We start from the raw sequence: 21,473 nt of genomic DNA, 5'->3' as shown, positions 1-21,473 counted from the left end.
AAATGCGGGTGTATTAATTTTCGTTTGTGGCCTTGTAAAATTCGGTAATTTTTTTGGCTTTTGATATACCTATAACGTCAGAAATTTCTTTTTCTGTCGCTAACTTTAATCTTTTAACACTTTTAAAGTGTTGGATTAAGGCTAACATCGTCTTTTCACCAATACCGGGAATGCTTTCAATGGAAGAGTTTAATGCTGCCTTACTCCTTTTATCTCTGTGATGTGTAATCCCAAATCGGTGCGCTTCATTTCGCAATTGCTGGATTATTTTGAGTGTCTCTGATTTTTTATCTAAATACAACGGAATAGAATCACCCGGATAAAACAACTCTTCCAGTCTTTTGGCAATACCAATTATAGCAATCTTTCCTCGCAAACCCAATTCATCAAGGCTTTTCAGCGCTGCTGATAATTGTCCTTTTCCTCCGTCAATAATGATTAAATTAGGTAAGGGTTCTTTTTCGTCCAGCAATCGTTTGTATCGTCTATAAACTACCTCGGTCATCGAAGCAAAATCATCCGGCCCTTCAACCGTTTTAATATTAAAATGACGGTAATCCTTCTTACTAGGTTTTCCATCTTTAAAAACCACACAAGCCGAAACAGGATTCGTTCCTTGAATGTTCGAGTTATCAAAACATTCGATATGCCTTGGCTCTACCGGCAAACGCAAGTCTTTTTGCATTTGAGCCATAATCCTTTTTGTATGGCGATCCGGATCTACAATTTGCAATTGTTTCAGTTGTTCGATTCGGTAAAACTTTGCGTTTCGAATGGACAAATCCAAAATTTGCTTTTTGTCCCCTAGCTGCGGAACGGTAATTTTTATATGTTCCCCTAAATCTACGTGAAACGGAACGATAACTTCACGAGACAGCAATTGAAAACGTTCACGTAACTCGACAATCGCCAATTCTAGTAATTCTTCATCGGGTTCATCCAATTTCTTTTTGATTTCCATCGTGTGCGAACGAATAATCGAACCATGAGAAATTTGCAGAAAATTTACATAGGCCGCACTTTCATCCGAGACAATTGAAAATACATCAATATTCGTAATTTTTGGATTTACAATCGTAGAGCGTGATTGGTAATTTTCGAGAACTTCTATTTTCTCTTTAATTTTTTGGGCTTCTTCAAAATGCATATCGGCTGCCAGATTCGTCATGACCCGTTTGAAATCCTTCATACTTTCTTTGAAATTTCCTTTCAGGATTTCGCGAATGGCATCCACCTGCTTTTGATAATTTTCTAAAGTTTCTAATCCTTCACAAGGCCCCATGCAATTACCAATGTGGTATTCGAGACACACCTTAAATTTCCCACTTTCGATATTGCTTTTACTTAAATCATAATTACAAGTCCGTAACGGGTACAACTCTTTGATGAGTTCTAAGATAGTGCTGACGGTTTTGAAACTGGTATACGGCCCAAAATATTCCGACCCGTCTTTGACCATTCTTCGGGTGGCAAATATCCGAGAAAAAGGTTCTTTCTTGATACACAACCAAGGATAACTTTTATCATCCCGCAACAACACGTTGTAACGGGGCTGCAGGGTTTTTATCAGGTTATTTTCTAGTAACAGCGCATCGGTTTCCGTAGGAACCACGATGTGCTTTATGGTTACAATTTTCTTTACCAGCACATTGGTTTTGGCCGTATCGTGAATTTTATTGAAATAAGAAGAAACTCTTTTTTTTAAATTTTTGGCTTTGCCCACATACAAAATTTTCCCTTCCTTGTCGTAATATTGGTATACGCCGGGCCCATCCGGTAACGTTTGAATTTGAAGCACTAAAGTAGTTGGATTCATGTAACAAAGTTAATCTCAAAAATCACGAAATACAAATCAATACTCTTGAAATCTTTCTGCCGAAATTTTTATCAGAATTGTAGTTTCTAATTCGTTATTATCGTTATTTTTATGGTTTCAAGAACCTATGATAAAAACCAATACCACCCCAATCGTAATTTTCGGCGAAAGCATTATTCCGGGCGAAAGCAAAACCATCAATGTCGAGATTGCCCGCTTACACACCACCACAAAACTAAACATCCCCGTTATTGTAAGACGCTCTAAAATTGATGGCCCGGTCGTGCTTTTCTCTGCAGGAATTCATGGAGATGAAATTAACGGTGTCGAAATCGTTCGGCAATTGATCAGCAAGAAAATAAACAGGCCAAAAAAAGGCACAATCATTTGTATTCCAATTATAAACGTATATGGATTTGTCAATAAATCCAGGGAATTTCCCGACGGAAGAGATCTAAACAGGGTTTTCCCAGGCAGTAAAACGGGTTCTTTAGCCAGTAGATTTGCCTTTCATATTTTAACAGAGATTATGCCAATTGTACAATATGCTGTAGATTTTCATGCTGGTGGTGCCAGTCGATTCAATGCGCCACAAATTCGTCTTACCCAGAACAATGAACAATTAAAAATATTAGCCGATGTTTTTAATGCTCCGTTTACGTTGTATTCCAAAAACATTTCAGGTTCTTTCCGAAGTTCCAGTGAAAAAATGAATGTAAAAATGCTGCTTTTTGAAGGCGGTAAATCACTTGATATTAATAATTTCGTTGCTGACGAAGGAGTTAATGGTGCAAAACGCCTGTTGTCTCATCTTGGTATGTTAGATCCAAAACATATCGTTATGAAACCAAAATCACCGTCAATCTATATTGAAAAATCAGGTTGGATTAGAGCCAAGTGCTCCGGATTATTACACGATTATAATACTATTGGTAATTTTGTACAAAAGGGAACAATTCTAGCTACTATAACCGATCCCTATGGGAAGTTTGAGCGAAAAGTTAAAGCGCCAAATGATGGTTACGTAATCAACGCCAATCATTCTCCTATTGTTTATGAGGGTGATGCTATTTACCACCTGTCAAACACTAATGAAGAAGATGAAGAATAAAACAGCCTTACGAAAAAAATACAAAGCCTTACGAAATTCCCTTTCTGAAAATGAAATTGACGAATTGAGCTTAGCGGTCTCCAATACACTACTAAAACTTCCCATTTGGGATAAAACGTACTTTCATATTTTCCTTCCCATTATGGAACATAAGGAAGTCAACACCGAATATGTTTTGCACGTACTATCGGGAAAAGACAAGGAAATTCTGGTTTCGAAAGCTGATTTCACGACCCGTAACATGACTCATTTCCTATTGACAGACAATACACGAATACAAAAAAACGAATACAATATTCCGGAACCTGTAGATGGAATTGAAGTGCCTTCAACTAAAATTGAGGTAGTTTTTGTACCACTTTTGGCTTTCGATAAAAAAGGACATCGCGTGGGGTATGGCATGGGGTTTTATGATACCTTTTTATCTAAATGCAAACCAGATGTAATCAAGGTAGGGCTTTCGCTATTTGAACCCGAAGAACTAATTACCGATATTTTTGAAGGTGATGTAAAGCTAGATTATTGTGTGACACCCGATTCCATTCACTCCTTTAAATTTTGAATTCGTACTTTCGCAACCGATAAAACCTAAATAAGTTATGAGAACATTTAAAAATTCAAGATTTGCCGTATCCCTTATGGTAATTCTATTTGCAGTTTCATTATCAAACTGCAGCATTCGTACTGGAACTAGCAGATCAACCTATAACGCTAAAAAACTTCCACCTGGACAAGCTAAAAAAATATATGGCGGCAAAAGTGCCAAACGTTATGCTCCAGGACAAAACAAACATTAATCTAAAAGACCTATTTCTATCCTGAAATAGGTCTTTTTTATTTTATAAATTTCTGATTGAAAAATTTATGCCGTTTTATGATGAAATGCTTTATTATTGAAAAAAATCAAAATACCAACCCCTGTTGAAATGGCAACATCCGCTATATTAAAAATAGCGTTAAAAAAAGTAAATTCTCTTCCGCCCCAAATGGGTAGCCAGCTTGGTAAATTTCCATGCCAAAAAGGAAAGTAAAACATATCGACTACTTTACCGTGAAACCAGGTTCCATAAGGCTGATCAGAGAACAAAGTGGCTAGTTGCTGTTGACTATCATCAAAAATAACTCCGTAAAAAACAGAGTCTATAATGTTGCCAAATGCACCGGCAAGAATTAATGAAATAGCTACAATCAAGTAATTCGAACTGTGTTTTCTCTCAACAGAGTCCCACAACCAGTATCCTATTCCAGCTACTGCAACCAGTCTAAACAAGGTTAGGACTAACTTGCCATAAGCACCTGGAATTTCAGTACCCCATGCCATCCCCTCATTTTCTATGAATAAGATTTTGAACCATTTGAACACTTCAACTTCTTCTCCTAAAATAAAATTAGTTTTTATGTATATTTTTGAAACTTGATCAACAAGCAATAGAATAAAAATAAGGAGATACGCTTTTCGTAATGACATTTTATAAATTTTAGTGGCGCAAAAATAGCAATTTAATCAAAAAAAACGCTCCCAATGGAGCGTTAAATAGTTTTTAACAAAGGGATTATCGTTGCAGGTTTTTCGCTTCGATACTCATTGTGGCGTGAGGAACAATTTTCAATCTTTCTTTTCCAATTAATTTGCCTGTAACTTTACAAATTCCGTACGTCTTATTCTCAACACGGAACAGAGCATTTTTCAAATCACGGATAAACTTTTCCTGACGAATCGCCAGTTGCGAGTTTGCTTCTTTAGACATCGTTTCGCTCCCTTCTTCAAAAGCTTTAAATGTTGGTGATGTATCATCAGTTCCATTATTTAAATCATTCATATAGGCACTTTTTATCAAATCTAAATCTAATTGTGCTTTTTGAATTTTACCAAGGATTATCTCTTTGAACTCTGCTAAATCAGCTTCTGAGTATTTTGCAATTTCATCTACCATTTTTATATTATTTTGAAATTAATATCATTGTTTTTATATCATCAAATTCTATCTCTGTACCGTTTTCAATTTCATCGACAAAAACCAAATGATTGGTTAATGTTTCTGATTTTATATACGCTTCATTTTTAATAATTGCCTCTTCTAAAGACCCATTTCTTTTCAGCTGAACTTTAATCTTGTCCGTAACTTCAAATCCTGAATCTTTACGAATATTCTGAATTCTGTTTACCAATTCTCTTGCAATACCCTCTTGTTTCAATGCTGGAGAAATTGTTATATCAAGCGCAACCGTTATGCCATTTGAGTTGGCTACCAGCCAACCTTCAATATCTTGTGAAGTTATTTCAACGTCTTCTAAAGTTAAAGTTACGTTATTTCCTGCAATTATAACATCCAGACTTCCTTTCTTATCCAATTGACTTATCTGAGCTACTGTAAAACCTTGTATCTCTCTGGAAACCAATCCCATATCTTTACCAAAACGGGGTCCTAGCGCTTTAAAATTAGGTTTGACTTGTTTTACCAAAACTCCTGAGGCATCGTCCAAAAGCACTATCTCTTTCACGTTAACTTCTGCTTTTATGAGATCAGAAACCGCCTCTATTTCAGCCCTTTGATTCTCATCAAGTACCGGAATCATTACCTTTTGCAAGGGTTGACGTACCTTTATCATTTCCTTTTTTCGAAGTGACAAAACCAAAGATGAAATGGTCTGCGCCTTCTGCATTTTGCTCTCTAACATTTTATTAACATAGTTTTCAACCGAAATTGGAAACTCCGCCAAATGTACACTGTCATATTTTTCTGACTGTGTTGCTAACGTTAAGTCTCTGTAAAGTTTGTCCATGAAGAAAGGCGCAATAGGCGCACCCAATTTACTTATGGTTAACAAACAGGTATACAAGGTTTGATACGCAGCGATTTTATCTTGTGCATATTCCCCCTTCCAGAAGCGTCTCCTGCACAAACGAACGTACCAGTTGCTCAAGTTTTCCTGTACAAATTCAGAAATGGCACGAGCAGCTTTAGTAGGCTCATAATCCGCATAAAAACCATCCACTTCTTGTATCAAAGTGTTCAATTCAGAAATGATCCATTGATCAATTTCCGGTCTTTCACTTAATGGAATCTCCGCTTCTTCGTATTTGAATCCATCAATATTCGCATATAAGCTAAAAAACGAGTACGTGTTGTATAGTGTTCCAAAGAATTTTCTACGTACCTCAGCAATTCCCTCTAAATCAAATTTCAAGTTGTCCCAAGGATTCGCATTCGCTATCATGTACCAACGCGTCGCATCTGGGCCGTATTCCTTTAATGTTTCGAATGGATCTGCTGCATTCCCAAGACGTTTAGACATTTTTTGTCCATTTTTGTCCAAAACCAATCCGTTAGAAACCACATTTTTATAGGCTACTTTATCAAAAACTAAGGTCCCAATAGCATGCAAGGTATAAAACCAACCACGCGTTTGATCGACTCCTTCAGCAATAAAATCCGCTGGAAAATCCTTATTCTCGTCAATTTTATCTTTGTTTTCAAAAGGGTAATGCCATTGTGCATAGGGCATAGAACCTGAATCAAACCAAACATCAATCAAATCAGCTTCTCGCGTCATTGGTTTTCCGGATGCAGAAACCAAAGTAATTTCGTCAACTACATTTTTATGCAAGTCCACTAAATCGTAGTTTTCTTCTGCCATATTCCCTATTTCAAACCCTTTGAAAGGATTTTGATTTTGAAAACCAGCTGCAATTGATTTTTCGATTTCGTTGTATAATTCTTCAACAGAACCGATTAAGATTTCTTCTTGTTTGTCTTCGGTTCTCCAGATTGGCAATGGAATTCCCCAAAATCTGGATCGTGATAAATTCCAGTCATTGGCATTTTTTAACCAATTTCCAAAACGTCCTTCTCCGGTTGCTTTTGGCTTCCAGTTGATGGTTTCGTTCAAGTCAAACATTCTATCTTTAACTTCCGAGATTTTTATAAACCAAGAATCCAGTGGATAATATAAAATAGGCTTGTCTGTTCTCCAGCAATGTGGATAACTGTGGACATATTTCTCTACTTTAAATGCTCGGTTTTCTTCTTTCAATCGAATGGCGATTTCAACATCTACAGACCGTTCTGGCGCTTCACCGTCGTTGTAATATTCATTTTTTACGTATTTACCAGCATATTCTCCCACATGTGAGGTGAATTTCCCTTGTAAATCTACTAACGGAACCGGAGTTCCATTTTCGTCCAGAACTAACATTGGCGGGATCTCTGGCGTAGCTTCTTTAGCTACCTTGGCATCATCAGCACCAAAAGTAGGCGATGTGTGCACAATTCCTGTTCCATCTTCGGTGGTTACAAAATCTCCAGAAATTACTCTAAAAGCATTTTCAGCATTTTGATACGGCAGCACTAATGGCATTAATTGTTCGTAACGAATATCAACTAAATCCGCTCCTTTGCATTCCGCCAAAACCTGATACGGAATTTTCTTATCGCCTTCTTTGAAGTTTTCAAAATCAGCAGGTTCACTACTTTCGAAGAACCCTTTCCCAAACTGTTTGGCTACTAATTTCTTAGCCAAAATCAATGTTGCCGGACGGAACGTATATTGATTGAATGTTTTTACTAAAGCATATTCAATTTTTGGACCTACAGTCAAAGCCGTATTACTTGGCAATGTCCAAGGCGTTGTGGTCCATGCTAAGATAAAGATTTCCTCTAAATCCAAAACTTCTAACTTATACTGTACTAAATTATGAGAACTGATGTAATCATAAAACTTAGAGAATAATAACTCTTTATGCGCATCAATCACTTTAAATTGTGCCACAACAGTCGTATCTGTCACATCTCTATAACTTCCCGGTTGGTTTACTTCATGAGAAGATAATCCTGTGCCTGCTTTTGGAGAATACGGCTGAATGGTATAGCCTTTGTACATCAAATCCTTATTGTAGATTTGTTTCAAAATCCACCAAACCGTTTCCATGTATTTGGATTTATAGGTCACGTATGGATCTTCCATATCCACCCAATAGCCCATTTTTTCAGTCAAATCATTCCATACGTCTGTGTAACGCATTACGGTTTTTTTACACGCTTCGTTGTATTCTTCGATGGAAATGGTTTTTCCTATATCTTCTTTGGTAATTCCTAATTCTTTTTCAGTACCCAGTTCCACAGGTAAACCGTGGGTATCCCAGCCCGCTTTCCGCTTCACTTGAAACCCTTTTTGAGTTTTATACCTGCAAAAAATATCTTTAATAGCACGTGCCATTACGTGGTGAATTCCTGGCAATCCATTTGCCGAAGGCGGCCCTTCAAAAAATACGAATGGGGTGTTTCCTTCACGAGTGGTTACGCTTTTCTCGAATATGTTTTCTTTCTTCCAAAAATCCAGAACTTCTGACGCCACAGTTGGTAAGTCAAGTCCTTTGTATTCAGTAAATTTTGTGCTCATTTTATCCTTTTCTAAATCGAATTGCGAAAGTAATAAATAGTTATGAGTAATGAGTAATGCGCGACGAATTTTTGCGTGAGAGCGTAACGGAATCCTTTATGGTGATTCAAAGGAGTGAAAACTTAAATAAAGACCACCAACGAAGTAAAATAGCTGCAAATATTTTTTAATCCCGAACAAAAAATAATCCATAAACTAGTCCTAAAAAACGCTCTAAAACAAATAAAAAGCATCTAGAATTCAAGATTCAGGATGCTTTTTAGAAAACTTACATTAAGCTATTGTTGTAAAAGCCAAACTATTTAAGTGCCTTTTTTAATTCCGCTGCAGCTTGCAACAACGCTGATTTTGTGCCGGGAATTGTACTTATTGCATTTAATAAACCCCAATCGTGGATCATTCCATTGTAACGAGTTGCTGTGACTTTTACTCCTGCTTCATCTAATTTACGGGCATACGCCTCTCCTTCATCTCTTAGAATATCATTTTCGGCAGTTTGTACTAATGCGGGTGGCAATCCTTTTAACTGGTTGGTAGTCGCTAGTAAAGGGGAAGCATAAATTTCTTTACGCTGTTTAGGATCTGTTGTGTAATTATCCCACATCCACATCATTAAGTTCTTAGTCAGAAATCGGTCTTTGCCAAATAAATTATAAGATTCTGTTTCAAAATTAGCATTGGTTACAGGCCAAAATAAAACTTGTAATTTAATCTCTGGTCCTTTTTTATCTTTAGCCATCAGTGCAACAACAGTAGCCATATTTCCTCCAACGCTGTTTCCTGCAACCGCTAGGCGTTTTCCATCAACACCAATTTCTTTCCCATGTGCTGCTACCCATTTTGTTGCGTTATAGGCTTGAGTAATGGCAACAGGATAACGTGCTTCTGGAGAGGGTGTGTAATTTACAAAAACGGCTACCGCACCAGAGGCAACCACTAAATCACGCACCATTCGTTGATGCGTAGGGAAATCGCCCAGCACCCAGCCACCACCATGAAAAAACATAAAGACAGGTAATGTCCCTTTTGCATTTTCTGGCTTCACTATATTTATTTTAATGCTTTCTCCGCCCTCAACAATTGTCTTTTCAGTAACAGTTATACCAGACATATCAACCTTAACAGATGCTTGAGCACCTACAAGCACTTTTCTAGCTTCGACAGGAGACAATTGCTCTAATGGCTTTCCTGTTCCCGAATTTAGCACTTTAAGAAACCCTCTAATATTGCTTTCAATGTTAGGATCCTGTGAAGCATCTTTTGTTTGTGCAGACACTTCACTAGAAAAAGCAATGGCTAACAATAATGTTCCTACTTTTTTGAATTTTGATTTCATTTGATCTTTTTTTAATTTAAAGGTATAATTAAACTCTGTAGGTGAATTCAAAAAAATGAGACGTGCTATTTAACAAATTACTCTTTAAGATATAGCCTTTTAAAACGCGACTAACAATATATTAGCAAGTTTACTTTAAAAGACTCGGGTAGTCAAAATTTTGATTTTCAGTAGGTTAAAAATGAAAAAAATTACTTATTTATATCAAATATAGTAAATAATTATTTGAGAATTTTAAAATTTATAAGTTCTTTAATAGCATTTTTAATAGTAAGCTAAATCAGAAAAAATAGTACTAATTCTTGACTGTCTGAACTATGTACGGTTTCTTATCAACTTGTAGTTATTACCTATTATTTTTCATCGCCTTCTAACTCAAAGAAATCATTAACCGATTTTTCAAATAACTTTGATAATTTTAGGGCAAGAACTGTTGATGGCACAAACCGATTGGTTTCAATTGAATTTATCGTTTGTCTAGAAACCCCTATTTTCTCTGCCAATTCCTCTTGAGTTAAATTTAAAATGGCGCGTTCTACTTTTAGTCTATTCTTCATTATACGCTTTTTTTAACTTACGGAAAGTAAGAATTTGCATGAACAATAAAAACCCAAATATTGGAATATCCTTAACACCTTCCATTTTTGGGGCATCAGAAAAACTAAAGGAAATTATATAATTAACAAATGGCAGTGATAAATAGCCTAATACCGTTCCAATAACAGCGTAATGGTAGGATTGCATCCTAATCTTTGCGATTAACTCATCTTCTACTTTTTCCTTAGAAATTGCAATCATGAGCAAACTTAAAATAGCTAGAGTCGAACCTATCCTTTGAAATAAATCTTGGTGTTTACTATTTTCTAAATAGATTGAAATAAGTGGAACAGAAAAGAATGACATAACAAACAATATTAATCCAATAATTTTAAATCTGTTGGGTAATTGATAACCTGTAAACTTATCAATTTTTTCAATATCTCCTTCTTGTTTTGCTTTTGGTTCCATAAAGTTAAGTAGTTAAAGCTTGCTTTCCATAAAGGACAACAAACTTGATTAAAAGACAAATATACTTTACTTTTTGATACAAAAATAAATTATGAAGAAATTTTTTCCACCTATGAAAAAACTTCTTTCAAAACGTCTAATGATTTTGGTTTTTTAAAGCCGTCCAAGTGAAAACTGTAGTAATCGATTAGAATTCGTAAAACGATTTGTCTTTCGATGACGTGGAATGTTTTTTGATTGTTATCGAATTTTAAATCAATCAGTTTTTTGAATAAATTACTTTCATGTTCCGTGAGCGAACTGATGGCATGAAAAGGGGTAAAAATACCTTCGGTCATTTCGAAAAAAGGCATGTCCATGTCAGAAATATCAGGATAAAAACCCAAATATTTTGTGGTTTCCAATAGTAAAATGAGATGAAAATTGGCAATTTCATCATGATTATCGAGCCAATGCAATGCCGTTTCCAGAAAAGTAAAAAGATGCTCGTTCGTTTCTTCTTCGTGAATGGAATGGTGCAGTATTTCAGAAATAAACATTACGATTGTGCTTTTATAAATATCCGAATGTATCGAATGGAAAGGTTCGGCAATTTTTATCTCTTTGAAGTTTTCTAAAGTGCCTTTGTTTTTATGAACCGCTTCAATTTCGAGAATCGTCAACGGTTGAAAATACGCGATTTTTTGATTGGATTTTCTGGAGGAAAAAGCATCTCGAACAAAATAGGATTTTAAACCATGCGACAACGTAAAACATTTTACAATCAAGCTTTTTTCTTGAAATTTTAAAGACGAAATGACGATGGCTTTGGTTTTTACGAGCACAGTTTTAATTTAAAGATTGAAAAAATTAAAGATTGAAAAATTCAATTTTCTGATTACCTTATAATCATTACTTTTTTAACTTTCGTTTCTACTCCGTCTTGTGCCGAAATAAATATCACGTACACTCCAGAAGCGACTTTGTATTTCCCAAAAGCAGTGGTGTCCCATTCTATTGTTCCACCTTCGGAAGTCGCCTCATGCACTAAATTCCCTTCAATATCGGTAATTTTAATGTTCGCTTTGTCTAGTAATCCGGCAATTTTAATGGTACCTTGGTATTCTGGTCGCACCGGATTTGGATACACATACGCATTACTTAAATCATCATTGGCAGCAGTCGAAACTCCTTTGAAAGAAACCAACCCTTTAGCAGTAGCGATAAAAACTTCGCCGGTAAGATTGTTTATATCGATGTCATTTATAACGTTACTGGGCAATGGCGAATTGTTTATTGTAAAATGGCACTTGGTTTCCTGTCCGTTTGGCGATACTAAAAACAAGCCTGAATCCGCAGTGCCAATCCATTTATTGTTGGCTCCATCAACAGCAATATCCGTAATAAATTGTTCGTACAATAACTCCTGTGCCAGATTATCCTCTAAAATTATTATTGGATTCGCTGTCATTTGGTCTTCTGTTTGAAAACTGCCTACATTCGGCAAAACCCGCAATCCTTTTGTCGTTCCTATCCAAAGCTGGTTTCTATTATCCACCGCGACCACCCTTACATTTGAAATTGGCAAATTCCCAGTATCGGGTCCTGTTGTTATTTTTTTAAATTTATTGTTACTTTCATTAAAACCAACAACCCCATCTTCACTGGTAGAAAGCCATTTGGTTCCATTTTTATCGATGGCAATTGTACCAAAATTATTATCTATCGCTGAAGTCAAAACAGCATCCATGGCATAACTTTGCCACTGCCCGTTTGGTTTTAATACTTTTAATCCATTTTTTATGCGGCTGGTAGTCACCCAAAGATTTCCTAATTTGTCAAATGCCGTTCCGTTAACCCTGATGTCTATATAATCAGGACCCACAAAGGTCAAAGACTCTAAACCGCTATTGGTTTGATTGTACAAAATTTTTGGTTTGTCATTTTCTATTTTTAATAATCCTGAAAAAAAAGAACTTGCATATACTTCGTTTTCATTGCTTGGATTAATTGTAATCCTTGTCATGGATTGCGCCCCTAAAACTTCTTTATACGGAATATTCAACCATCCTGCGGCACTCCATTTACTTAACCCGTAACTGTCTAACGGATACGGATTATAATCTCCGGTATAATCTCCGTAAACAGCCCATAGCACATTAGATGTGGCCTGAAGCGCAAATATATTGTTTCTGGAAGGGCCGGTAGGCGTTATGTTTTCAAAAGTTACGGCCGAAGAAAGGGAAGTCGCAATCAATCCATTTTCTTTTGTTCCAATAAAAACAGCATCTCCTATTAGGGTGGCACATGTAAAACTAGGATTACTTTCCATAATTTGGTTTGTGTTTATCTGACGGACCAAGGCCATTTGACTGTTGTAAATATAAATACGGCTTAGTGTCGTTACTATCAAATGATCTTTCACTGCCCTCATGTCTGACGAAGGTTGTGATTGCGAAATAAATCCTATGAAAGAATTGGAAACAGAATTAAATTTATGAATATATCCTGCTGAATTGATTGCATATAAATCCGCACCAAATGGAGTCACGCTAGACCAATTTCCCATTGCAACTGTTGCCCATTGATTGAAATCGATTAAGTTTTTATTAGAAATAGCCGCTCTTTTTATTCCATTGTTTGTAGCTGCGTAAATAAACCCATCGAATACTGCTGTTTGAGACACTATTATTTCAGCTCCATTATCCCCGATGAAATACGTATCGCCAAATTGCATGCTGACCAAATTGAATTGAACAATTCCAAAATCACAAGAGACATAAAGAATGCCCTCAAATTCCATAAAATGATTGATTTTTTTTATACCAGAAGGAAGTTGTTTATTAATAATATCCACTACATTCAGGATGCTTCCATCCGCTTCATTGACTATTATTATCAAGCCGTTTTCATAGCCTACAACTGTTTTATTGAATGACATGCTGTGGTATACTGAAGAGATGGTTTGCCCAGAGAGGCCATCTACAGTATTGGTGGTTTTAAGGAGATTTGTTGTCGTATTCTTGGAAAATAATGCATTTTCGGAAGCGGCAAAAACAGTAGTTCCAGATTGCGAGACATCTTTAATTTCATTGTAAGAGAAATAACCTTGCCACGACAAATCCTTTTGAGCTAAAGCCATTTGTACATAAAGCAGAAGCAAAAAATATAAAACGCTCTTTTTCATTATTTGCATGAATATTGGTTTACAAATATAGAACAATCGAAAGTATTAGCATTTTGTTACTTAAAAAAAATGCCTTCCACCAATATATCGGCAGAAGGCATTTTCATTTATAATCAGATTCGATTTATACTACTCCTTGAGCCAGCATAGCATCGGCAACTTTTACAAATCCGGCAATGTTTGCTCCTTTTACATAATTTACATATCCTTCTTTATCCGTTCCATATTTTTTACATTGATTGTGAATTCCAACCATGATTTCTTTCAATCTGGAGTCCACTTCTTCACTCGTCCAGTTTAAACGAATTGAGTTTTGAGTCATCTCTAATCCTGAAGCCGCCACACCACCGGCATTTGCTGCTTTACCTGGTGCAAAAAGTACTTTGGCTTTCAAGAATTGTTTGATCGCTTCTAATGTACATGGCATATTTGCAGCTTCGGTTACACAAATAACACCGTTTGCAATTAATTTTTTAGCATCTTCTTCATTCAACTCATTTTGAGTAGCACAAGGAATTGCAATATCAACTTTCACTTCCCATACGCTTTTGTCTTTATGGAAAACAGCTTTTGGGTATTTCTCTAAATACGCTTCGGCTCTGTTATCGCCTCTAGCTCTCATTTCAAGCATAAAATCGATTTTATCCCCTGAAATCCCTTCTTCATCATAAATGTAACCATCAGGACCCGAAATAGTAACTACTTTTCCACCTAGATCATTTACTTTCAAAGCTACTCCCCAAGCAACATTCCCAAATCCTGAAATTGAAACGGTTTTCCCTTTGATATTTTGACCAATGGTTTTAAGCATTTGTTCTGCAAAATACACTACCCCATATCCTGTTGCTTCTGGTCTTATTAAAGAGCCTCCATAAGCCAATCCTTTACCTGTTAAAACTCCGGTAAATTCATTTTTAATTCTTTTATACTGACCAAACAAATACCCTATTTCTCTAGCTCCAACGCCAATATCTCCCGCAGGAACGTCTAATTGTGGTCCAATATGCCTGCATAATTCCGTCATAAAAGACTGGCAAAAACGCATTACTTCACCATCTGATTTTCCTTGTGGATCAAAGTCAGAGCCTCCTTTTCCTCCACCCATTGGCAAAGTAGTTAAACTATTTTTGAATACCTGTTCAAAGGCTAAAAACTTAAGAACGGATAAATTTACCGTGTGATGGAAACGTATCCCGCCTTTATATGGTCCAATTGCAGAGTTCATTTGAATTCTAAAACCTCTATTTACCAGAATTTCTCCATTATCATCTACCCATGGAACACGAAATATAATCGAACGTTCTGGTTCAGCTATTCTAAGGAGCAAATTTTTTCCATCGTATTTTTTTTGCTCTGCAATAAATGGAATTACAGTTTCTGCAAATTCCCTAACAGCTTGAATAAATTCAGGTTCATTTGGATTCTTGGCTTCAACTTGAGCCATAAAATCATTTACTTTTAGTAACATAGATTATAAGTAATTAATTAAGAAAACGATTTCGTTATAATTCACAAAGATACATTTTATAAAAATATTCAGACTCAGTTTTTTTTATTTATCAATAGAATTATTTTTTTAGTACCCATTCGCTAACAATTATGTTTAAGACATACGCTTTTAAACCTAATGACCAACACTTTCGTAAATAAATAAGAATTTGTCTGCTTATTTTTAATTTTGCTTTTATTTTAATAAATGAATGATGTTTTTATATATTTGTCAGGATTTGAAAATTTTACCCATAATGATCAAACAAGCGACACTTCTTATATTAATTCTTATTGGATTTTCTAATAAAGCAAGTGCGCAATTCGGTGGTTTTTCACATGAGGTCGGAATTATTGCCGGTCCTATTGCTTTTCAATCTGACTATGGAGAACGCAATAACTTGTCTACAAATTCTGGGAATACTGGGATTGGGATTGGGATCATTCATTATTTAAATTTTTCGTACAAAGCCGAATGTAATTGTTACACGCCTGAAACGTATTTTAATGATCATTTTAAACTGAGATCTGAGCTATCGTATAACAAAACTAATTTAAAACATTTTGGCGAAGAAGTGGCTCCTGATAAAACGTCTTTGGATGCACAGCAATTGCGAGCCATGACCGGAAACACTGCCGTTACTAACTTAGGAATACAATTAGAATACTTCCCCTTTAGCATTCGGGATTTTACAGCCCGCACAGGAAGCTTAGGGCCCTTTATTAGCGTTGGAGGTCAATTTAGTTATTACACCTCAAAAGCTTCTTCAACATTAGGTCCTTTAGGAACACCATTGACTACTTTCCCAAAATATTTAACCCCAACAGAGGGTCGCCCTTATGGCTTTTCTAGCGAAAGTGATTCGGTATGGTCCATAGTCTCTAGTGTAGGAACCCGCTATAAACTAACCCCTTTATCGGATGTAATGGTTGACTTAAGAATGCAGTATTTCTTTTCTAATTGGGTAGATGGGTTAAATCCTAATCCGGAAATTTATAAAGAGAATAAGGCAAATGACTGGTTAGTGTGGTTCAATGTAGGTTATATCTATTATTTATAACGTTCAAGGAAATATTAGCTATTAAAGAAGATAAAACCCCAATTCTAAGTTTAGAACTGAGGTTTTTTTATGTCTGATTCCAATCGTAAAACACTTCAAAAGACAACGAAAGGAACTACATGATTTATTAAGCCAATGCTTGTTTCAAATCTGTTATTAAATCCTCAGCATCCTCAATACCAACGCTTAGTCGAACAAGATCATCAGTGATTCCAATTGCTGCACGTTTCTCTTCCGGAATGGAAGCGTGTGTCATTAAAGCCGGATGATTTGCCAGTGATTCAACACCGCCTAAAGATTCCGCAAGTGTAAAAACTTTTAATTTTTCCAGAAACGCTATGGCCTCTTCTTTTTTACCAGAAACAAAGGTAAAGGATACCATTCCTCCAAAACCACTCATTTGCTTTTTGGCAATTTCATGATATGGATGAGAGGGTAATCCCGGGTAATATACAGTTTTCACTTTTGGATGGCTATTTAAGAACTCCACCACTTTACCACCATTTTCACAATGCCTTTCCACACGCAAATGTAAGGTTTTTATCCCTCGAAGTACTAAGAAACTATCCATTGGTCCCAATGTAGCGCCTGTGGCAAATTGTTGAAAATGCAATTGTTCTCCGAGTGCTTCATCCTTTACAATCAAGGCTCCCGCGATCACATCCGAGTGCCCTCCAAGATATTTAGTAGCTGAGTGCATCACAATATCTGCGCCTAAATCTAATGGTTTTTGTAAATAGGGTGTAGCAAAAGTATTGTCAACTGCAAAAAGGATTTTATTGAGTTTTGTGATTTTAGCAATCTCCTGAATATCCGCTAATTTCATCAATGGATTCGTTGGTGTTTCTACCCAAACTAATTTCGTGTTTTCATTGATTAATGACTTAAATTTTTCTATGTCATTCATATCTACAAAATGGAATTTTATACCGGAATCTTTATAAATACGAGTAAACATTCTGTAGGTTCCGCCGTATAAATCGTCCATCGCTATAATTTCATCACCTGATTTGAAAGAACGCAAAACACAATCTGTGGCCGCTAATCCTGATGAAAAGGCCAATCCACGTGTTCCATTTTCTATACTCGCTAGCGCATTTTCCAAAGCACTACGGGTTGGATTTGCGGCCCTACTATATTCATAATCCGGATTTATAGGTTGCCCAGGACTTGTTTGTACAAAGGTTGACGTTTGGTATACAGGTGGCATTACTGCCCCCGTACTTGGGTCGTGGTGTTGTCCACCATGAATCACTTTAGTATTGAATTTCATAAGTTGAATTTTTAATGCAAAATTGTTTTACAAATTTACCTTTTAATTTATTTTAACCAAGCCACAAGTAGGTACCTTTGTATTTAATTAACAATTTTGTGATGAAACATTTTTTCATATATACTTTACTCCTTTTTTCAGCAGCCCAATGTTCTAATGAATTGGTTTTTGAAGAGGAAACTTTTCAAAAAAAAACAACAATACCTTGCAAGGAAAACTGCCCCTCTATTCTTGTAAAAATACCTGTTGCAAATGCCGTCCCTGTTGTGGCGGATAGCATCAACAAAAAAGTATTTTCAGTATTGAAAGAGATAATATATTTTGGTGAAAAGCCATACACCGCAAAAGACTACAACGGCTTATTGACTTCATTTATAGATTCCTATGAAAAACTTCAGAAAGAATTTCCCGCAGATAAATTTGGTTGGGAAGCGAAAATTGAAGGAACTGTGCTATACCAATCTGAAAATGTATTGAATATAGAAATAAAACATTACACGTACACTGGTGGTGCTCATGGTTATCAAGGATTACGCTCTTTGATATTTGATCCTAGTACTGGAAAATCTTTAGCAAATGACGAATTATTTAGTGACAAGGAGACTTTTACTGCTTTTGTCGAAAAAAAGTTCAGAACCAAATATAAAATTCCTGCTAATAAATCAATCAATGCAACTGGTTTGATGTTTGAAAAAGAAAAATTTCAACTTCCTCAAAATATTTTTTATACTGATAAAGGATTACTCCTGTATTACAATTCCTATGAAGCGGCGTCCTATGCTGATGGACCTAAAGAAATACTATTGCCTTATAAAGAAATAGAGGCATATTTAGTAATTATTTAAAATCCGTTTCCTTCTAAATACTATTAAAAATCCTTTTTTAAATTTTAGTTCAAAAAAGGATTTTATACACTTTTATTTGAAAAGCAATGCAATGAATTTAATGTGTCAAATAGCACATTTAAGTACTAAACAAACTTTTTAAGGTTCATCATAATACCGATATGAAGCCCTTCATGAAAATTATTAAATACTAAGGCATCTTCAACTCTTTTTAAAGTAAAACCCGTTGAAGTAGGATATTCATTATAATTTTTGAAATTTTTATTGTCAAAATCAGCTTTAGTTTGATGAATAGTTTCTAACAATAACGCATTTATTTCATCTACTTCAGCTTGCGTTACAATATGTTCCGGTTTAGTTCCCTTTCTATATTTTTCAACTAATTCCTCCGAAATCATCATAGGCAAACCCGAAAGCTTGTATACTAAAAGTTGTTGGGTAACGATAATGTGACCAATATTCCAAATTAAATTGTTCTTATATCCTTCCGGAATCCTATTGAGTTGCTCTAAAGTATGTGCCGTTAGAAATTTTGAAACCATATTTCTGCTGGTAGTGTTGAGATCGAATGTTTGATTCATTTTTCTAATTTTTTGATAAAATTAATCATTTTCCGTCTCAAATGATTTTTCTTTGCACAAATAAATCGCTCATTACATGGACAAAATATACTATCTCGCTTCTTGCGACACCTGCAGAAAAATTATAAAATCTTTACCGAAAGAATATGATTTTAAGTTTCATGACATCAAGCAAGACCCAATTACTCTAGCAGAATTAGAGCAAATGCGCGAACTTTCCGGAAGTTACGAAGCCCTTTTCAGCAAAAAGGCACAGTTGTATAAATCGATGGATTTAAAGAATAAAGCTTTAACAGAGGACGATTACAAGAAATACATTCTGGATCATTATACTTTTTTAAGCCGACCTGTTTTTATTATCAAAGACAAAATTTACATTGGAAATACACAACAAAACATGTTGCAGGTAATGAAAGCGTTGGTGTAATGTCGAAAAGAAATGGTGCGCTCATTGGCGCTACAATCGTATCGATAATTTACGGCGTTACATTTACCATTGCCAAGGATGTCATGCCCTTGTACATTGATGCTTATGGTTTTATTATGTTACGAGCTGGTGGTGCTATGCTTTTGTTTTGGTTGGTTTGGTTTTTTATGCCAAAAGAAAGAATTGCACTAAATGATTTTCCTAGAATTCTTGCAGCTGCCTTCTTTGGTGTAGCTTTTAACATGCTTACTTTTTTCAAAGGATTAAGCCTAACTTCGCCTATTAGTGCCGCGGTAATTATGGTATCTACGCCTATTATAGTTTTGACACTTTCGGCATTTATAATAAAGGAACGCATGCCAAAACGTATGGTTTTTGGGATCATCCTTGGCTTGATAGGCACCTCTTTTCTAATACTTTATGGAAAATCTATTGGCAGCGCAACAAACGCCGGATTGGGAAATTTTCTCGTTTTGGTCAATGCTATTTCTTATGGTTTTTATCTAATTATTGTCAAGAAATTAATGGACAAGTACAATGCTTTTACGTTTGTAAAATGGATTTATCTTTTAGGGTTTCTTATGGTTTTGCCTTTTGGATGGAGCGAATTTAACGCTGTTGAATGGACTTTATTACCAATAGACATTTGTTGGAAAATAGGATTTGTAGTTATTTTTTCGACTTTTCTTACCTATTTACTGAATTTACTTTCGATGAAAGAATTAAAACCTACGACCGTTGCCGTTTTTATTTATTTACAACCGCTATTCGCATCAGTTTTTGCAATTGGCTTGGGGAAAGATGAATTAAGTTTAGTCAAGATTGTATCGGCAATTTTAATATTTGTAGGCGTTTATTTAGTGACCCAGAAAAAGAGTATTCAGTAATCAGTGTTCAGTCGTTAATTTAATCTTCTAATTTCAATTCATTTACAAGTCCAAACCTATTTACAAAAAAAAGCACTAAATACTAAAAACGGACCACTGACCACTTTTTTAGTATCTTTGACCTCTTTTAGAAAAATATATGATACAATCAATGACGGGTTTTGGCAAAGCGACTTTGCAATTACCAACCAAAAAAATCACCGTGGAGGCAAAATCCCTGAACAGTAAAGGTTTAGATTTGAATGTGAGAATGCCTTCGCTGTACCGCGAAATGGAATTGGGTTTACGCAACCAAATCGCACTAAAACTGGAAAGAGGAAAAGTAGATTTTTCTATTTTTATCGAAAGTACCGCGGAGCAAACTTCTACGAAAGTGAACGTACCGATTGTTAAAGCATACATCAACCAGTTAAGAGAAGTCTATGCTGACGCTGATGAAACGGAACTTATGAAAATGGCTATTCGCATGCCGGATACTATGAAAATAGAACGGGATGAGATTGATGAAAACGATTGGATTCAAATCCAAACTGTTGTCGAAGAAGCGTTACAAAACATCTTGAACTTTAGAAAAGATGAAGGAATGTCTCTTGAAAAAGAATTTCAATTGCGAATAGGCAATATTCGTCACTACATGACAGAAGCTTTAGCACTTGATCCAGAACGCGTACAGGCCATAAAAGACCGTTTGCAAACTGCAATTTCAGAACTTAAAGTAAATGTAGACGAAAATCGTTTCGAGCAGGAATTGATTTATTATTTAGAGAAATTAGACATCACCGAAGAAAAAGTGCGTTTGACCAATCACCTGGATTATTTCCTGGAAACCATCAATGGAACTGAAGCCAACGGAAGGAAATTAGGCTTCATCACGCAAGAAATGGGACGTGAAATCAACACGATGGGTTCAAAATCCAACCATGCACAAATGCAAAAATTAGTCGTTCAGATGAAAGATGAATTAGAAAAAATCAAGGAACAAGTGCTTAATGTGCTATAAGGCTACACGCAAGATTTTAAATACCTTGTTGCTTTCTACAATAAATTAATTATACCTACACTGTTTCAAAATAA

The 21,473-nt window shown here is 35.6% G+C and carries 20 protein-coding genes; 8 read left to right on the top strand and 12 right to left on the bottom strand.

Features of this window, described 5'->3' with window-relative positions:
• Positions 1-13: 13 nt before the first annotated feature.
• Positions 14-1,816 carry an excinuclease ABC subunit UvrC gene (uvrC, locus tag ACNQF9_RS05120; protein WP_417989747.1) on the bottom strand — a complete coding sequence of 601 codons (1,803 nt, stop codon included), beginning with the start codon at positions 1,814-1,816 and terminating at the stop codon, positions 14-16.
• Positions 1,817-1,943: 127 nt separating this feature from the next.
• Between uvrC and ACNQF9_RS05115 the strand changes: the two genes are divergently transcribed.
• The 3 genes from ACNQF9_RS05115 to ACNQF9_RS05105 are packed head-to-tail and all read left to right on the top strand — an operon-like array spanning position 1,944 to position 3,724.
• Positions 1,944-2,927 carry a succinylglutamate desuccinylase/aspartoacylase family protein gene (locus ACNQF9_RS05115; RefSeq protein ID WP_417989746.1) on the top strand — a complete coding sequence of 328 codons (984 nt, stop codon included), beginning with the start codon at positions 1,944-1,946 and terminating at the stop codon, positions 2,925-2,927.
• A complete protein-coding gene (locus ACNQF9_RS05110; protein WP_417959162.1) occupies positions 2,917-3,489 on the top strand; it encodes a 5-formyltetrahydrofolate cyclo-ligase in 573 nt (190 codons plus the stop codon). The genes ACNQF9_RS05115 and ACNQF9_RS05110 overlap by 11 nt, the downstream gene beginning before the upstream one ends.
• A gap of 37 nt (positions 3,490-3,526) precedes the next feature.
• Positions 3,527-3,724 carry a hypothetical protein gene (locus tag ACNQF9_RS05105; protein WP_417959161.1) on the top strand — a complete coding sequence of 66 codons (198 nt, stop codon included), beginning with the start codon at positions 3,527-3,529 and terminating at the stop codon, positions 3,722-3,724.
• A gap of 65 nt (positions 3,725-3,789) precedes the next feature.
• Here the strand turns inward: ACNQF9_RS05105 and ACNQF9_RS05100 are convergent, their stop codons facing one another.
• The 9 genes from ACNQF9_RS05100 to gdhA all read right to left on the bottom strand — a co-directional run bounded on the left by ACNQF9_RS05100 (position 3,790) and on the right by gdhA (position 15,305).
• On the bottom strand, positions 3,790-4,395 hold the full coding sequence (locus ACNQF9_RS05100; protein WP_417959160.1) for a lipoprotein signal peptidase: 606 nt from the start codon (positions 4,393-4,395) through the stop codon (positions 3,790-3,792).
• An 85-nt stretch (positions 4,396-4,480) separates the two neighbouring features.
• Positions 4,481-4,861: a TraR/DksA family transcriptional regulator gene (locus ACNQF9_RS05095; protein ID WP_417989745.1), complete on the bottom strand. Its 381-nt coding sequence runs from the start codon at positions 4,859-4,861 to the stop codon at positions 4,481-4,483.
• Between the two features lie 7 nt (positions 4,862-4,868).
• The gene (gene ileS / locus ACNQF9_RS05090; protein WP_417989744.1) at positions 4,869-8,327 is read right to left on the bottom strand and encodes an isoleucine--tRNA ligase; all 3,459 of its coding nucleotides are present in this window, start codon (positions 8,325-8,327) and stop codon (positions 4,869-4,871) included.
• 298 nt (positions 8,328-8,625) lie between these two features.
• Positions 8,626-9,663, bottom strand: a complete 1,038-nt coding sequence (locus tag ACNQF9_RS05085; protein ID WP_417989743.1) for an alpha/beta hydrolase — start codon at positions 9,661-9,663, stop codon at positions 8,626-8,628.
• 353 nt (positions 9,664-10,016) lie between these two features.
• Entirely contained in the window at positions 10,017-10,220 is a 204-nt protein-coding gene (locus tag ACNQF9_RS05080) for a helix-turn-helix transcriptional regulator (protein ID WP_417959155.1), read from the bottom strand.
• The gene (locus tag ACNQF9_RS05075; RefSeq protein WP_417989742.1) at positions 10,210-10,671 is read right to left on the bottom strand and encodes a hypothetical protein; all 462 of its coding nucleotides are present in this window, start codon (positions 10,669-10,671) and stop codon (positions 10,210-10,212) included. The genes ACNQF9_RS05080 and ACNQF9_RS05075 overlap by 11 nt, the downstream gene beginning before the upstream one ends.
• Before the next feature lie 110 nt (positions 10,672-10,781).
• Positions 10,782-11,495, bottom strand: coding sequence for a DNA repair protein RecO (gene recO / locus ACNQF9_RS05070; protein WP_417989741.1), 714 nt, complete (start codon positions 11,493-11,495; stop codon positions 10,782-10,784).
• 53 nt (positions 11,496-11,548) lie between these two features.
• On the bottom strand, positions 11,549-13,837 hold the full coding sequence (porZ, locus tag ACNQF9_RS05065) for a type IX secretion system anionic LPS delivery protein PorZ (RefSeq protein ID WP_417989740.1): 2,289 nt from the start codon (positions 13,835-13,837) through the stop codon (positions 11,549-11,551).
• Between the two features lie 124 nt (positions 13,838-13,961).
• Entirely contained in the window at positions 13,962-15,305 is a 1,344-nt protein-coding gene (gene gdhA, locus ACNQF9_RS05060) for an NADP-specific glutamate dehydrogenase (protein WP_417989739.1), read from the bottom strand.
• Positions 15,306-15,582: 277 nt separating this feature from the next.
• Between gdhA and ACNQF9_RS05055 the strand changes: the two genes are divergently transcribed.
• Positions 15,583-16,386 (top strand): THC0290_0291 family protein, encoded by an 804-nt coding sequence (locus ACNQF9_RS05055; protein ID WP_417959407.1) that lies wholly within the window; start codon positions 15,583-15,585, stop codon positions 16,384-16,386.
• Positions 16,387-16,513: 127 nt separating this feature from the next.
• Here the strand turns inward: ACNQF9_RS05055 and ACNQF9_RS05050 are convergent, their stop codons facing one another.
• Positions 16,514-17,659: a cystathionine gamma-synthase gene (locus tag ACNQF9_RS05050; protein ID WP_417989738.1), complete on the bottom strand. Its 1,146-nt coding sequence runs from the start codon at positions 17,657-17,659 to the stop codon at positions 16,514-16,516.
• 101 nt (positions 17,660-17,760) lie between these two features.
• Between ACNQF9_RS05050 and ACNQF9_RS05045 the strand changes: the two genes are divergently transcribed.
• Positions 17,761-18,504, top strand: coding sequence for a DUF3298 and DUF4163 domain-containing protein (locus tag ACNQF9_RS05045; RefSeq protein WP_417989737.1), 744 nt, complete (start codon positions 17,761-17,763; stop codon positions 18,502-18,504).
• A gap of 125 nt (positions 18,505-18,629) precedes the next feature.
• On the opposite strand, the gene ACNQF9_RS05040 is transcribed toward ACNQF9_RS05045, so the two are convergent.
• A complete protein-coding gene (locus ACNQF9_RS05040; protein WP_417989736.1) occupies positions 18,630-19,085 on the bottom strand; it encodes a DinB family protein in 456 nt (151 codons plus the stop codon).
• A gap of 76 nt (positions 19,086-19,161) precedes the next feature.
• Here ACNQF9_RS05040 and ACNQF9_RS05035 point away from each other — a divergent pair, with 76 nt between their 5' ends.
• From ACNQF9_RS05035 to ACNQF9_RS05025, 3 genes are all read left to right on the top strand, one after another.
• Positions 19,162-19,512: an arsenate reductase family protein gene (locus tag ACNQF9_RS05035; protein WP_417959147.1), complete on the top strand. Its 351-nt coding sequence runs from the start codon at positions 19,162-19,164 to the stop codon at positions 19,510-19,512.
• Complete coding sequence (locus tag ACNQF9_RS05030; RefSeq protein ID WP_417989735.1) at positions 19,512-20,399, top strand: DMT family transporter; 888 nt, start codon at positions 19,512-19,514, stop codon at positions 20,397-20,399. The genes ACNQF9_RS05035 and ACNQF9_RS05030 overlap by 1 nt, the downstream gene beginning before the upstream one ends.
• Before the next feature lie 139 nt (positions 20,400-20,538).
• Positions 20,539-21,399: a YicC/YloC family endoribonuclease gene (locus ACNQF9_RS05025; protein ID WP_417959145.1), complete on the top strand. Its 861-nt coding sequence runs from the start codon at positions 20,539-20,541 to the stop codon at positions 21,397-21,399.
• Positions 21,400-21,473 lie beyond the last annotated feature (74 nt).

The sequence above is a fragment of the Flavobacterium amylolyticum genome, assembly GCF_048284335.1.
GTDB lineage: Bacteria > Bacteroidota > Bacteroidia > Flavobacteriales > Flavobacteriaceae > Flavobacterium.
Note: the sequence above shows the minus strand (reverse complement) of the source record. Positions and strands in the feature narration are given on the sequence as shown.

Excerpts from the sequence above, each read along its gene's own strand:
- uvrC (WP_417989747.1), bottom strand. The coding sequence starts at position 1,816 with ATGAATCCAACTACTTTAGTGCTTCAAATTCAAACGTTACCGGATGGG.
- ACNQF9_RS05115 (WP_417989746.1), top strand. The coding sequence starts at position 1,944 with ATGATAAAAACCAATACCACCCCAATCGTAATTTTCGGCGAAAGCATT.
- ACNQF9_RS05110 (WP_417959162.1), top strand. The coding sequence starts at position 2,917 with ATGAAGAATAAAACAGCCTTACGAAAAAAATACAAAGCCTTACGAAAT.
- ACNQF9_RS05105 (WP_417959161.1), top strand. The coding sequence starts at position 3,527 with ATGAGAACATTTAAAAATTCAAGATTTGCCGTATCCCTTATGGTAATT.
- ACNQF9_RS05100 (WP_417959160.1), bottom strand. The coding sequence starts at position 4,395 with ATGTCATTACGAAAAGCGTATCTCCTTATTTTTATTCTATTGCTTGTT.
- ACNQF9_RS05095 (WP_417989745.1), bottom strand. The coding sequence starts at position 4,861 with ATGGTAGATGAAATTGCAAAATACTCAGAAGCTGATTTAGCAGAGTTC.
- ileS (WP_417989744.1), bottom strand. The coding sequence starts at position 8,327 with ATGAGCACAAAATTTACTGAATACAAAGGACTTGACTTACCAACTGTG.
- ACNQF9_RS05085 (WP_417989743.1), bottom strand. The coding sequence starts at position 9,663 with ATGAAATCAAAATTCAAAAAAGTAGGAACATTATTGTTAGCCATTGCT.
- ACNQF9_RS05080 (WP_417959155.1), bottom strand. The coding sequence starts at position 10,220 with ATGAAGAATAGACTAAAAGTAGAACGCGCCATTTTAAATTTAACTCAA.
- ACNQF9_RS05075 (WP_417989742.1), bottom strand. The coding sequence starts at position 10,671 with ATGGAACCAAAAGCAAAACAAGAAGGAGATATTGAAAAAATTGATAAG.
- porZ (WP_417989740.1), bottom strand. The coding sequence starts at position 13,837 with ATGAAAAAGAGCGTTTTATATTTTTTGCTTCTGCTTTATGTACAAATG.
- gdhA (WP_417989739.1), bottom strand. The coding sequence starts at position 15,305 with ATGTTACTAAAAGTAAATGATTTTATGGCTCAAGTTGAAGCCAAGAAT.
- ACNQF9_RS05055 (WP_417959407.1), top strand. The coding sequence starts at position 15,583 with ATGATCAAACAAGCGACACTTCTTATATTAATTCTTATTGGATTTTCT.
- ACNQF9_RS05050 (WP_417989738.1), bottom strand. The coding sequence starts at position 17,659 with ATGAAATTCAATACTAAAGTGATTCATGGTGGACAACACCACGACCCA.
- ACNQF9_RS05045 (WP_417989737.1), top strand. The coding sequence starts at position 17,761 with ATGAAACATTTTTTCATATATACTTTACTCCTTTTTTCAGCAGCCCAA.
- ACNQF9_RS05040 (WP_417989736.1), bottom strand. The coding sequence starts at position 19,085 with ATGAATCAAACATTCGATCTCAACACTACCAGCAGAAATATGGTTTCA.
- ACNQF9_RS05035 (WP_417959147.1), top strand. The coding sequence starts at position 19,162 with ATGGACAAAATATACTATCTCGCTTCTTGCGACACCTGCAGAAAAATT.
- ACNQF9_RS05030 (WP_417989735.1), top strand. The coding sequence starts at position 19,512 with ATGTCGAAAAGAAATGGTGCGCTCATTGGCGCTACAATCGTATCGATA.
- ACNQF9_RS05025 (WP_417959145.1), top strand. The coding sequence starts at position 20,539 with ATGATACAATCAATGACGGGTTTTGGCAAAGCGACTTTGCAATTACCA.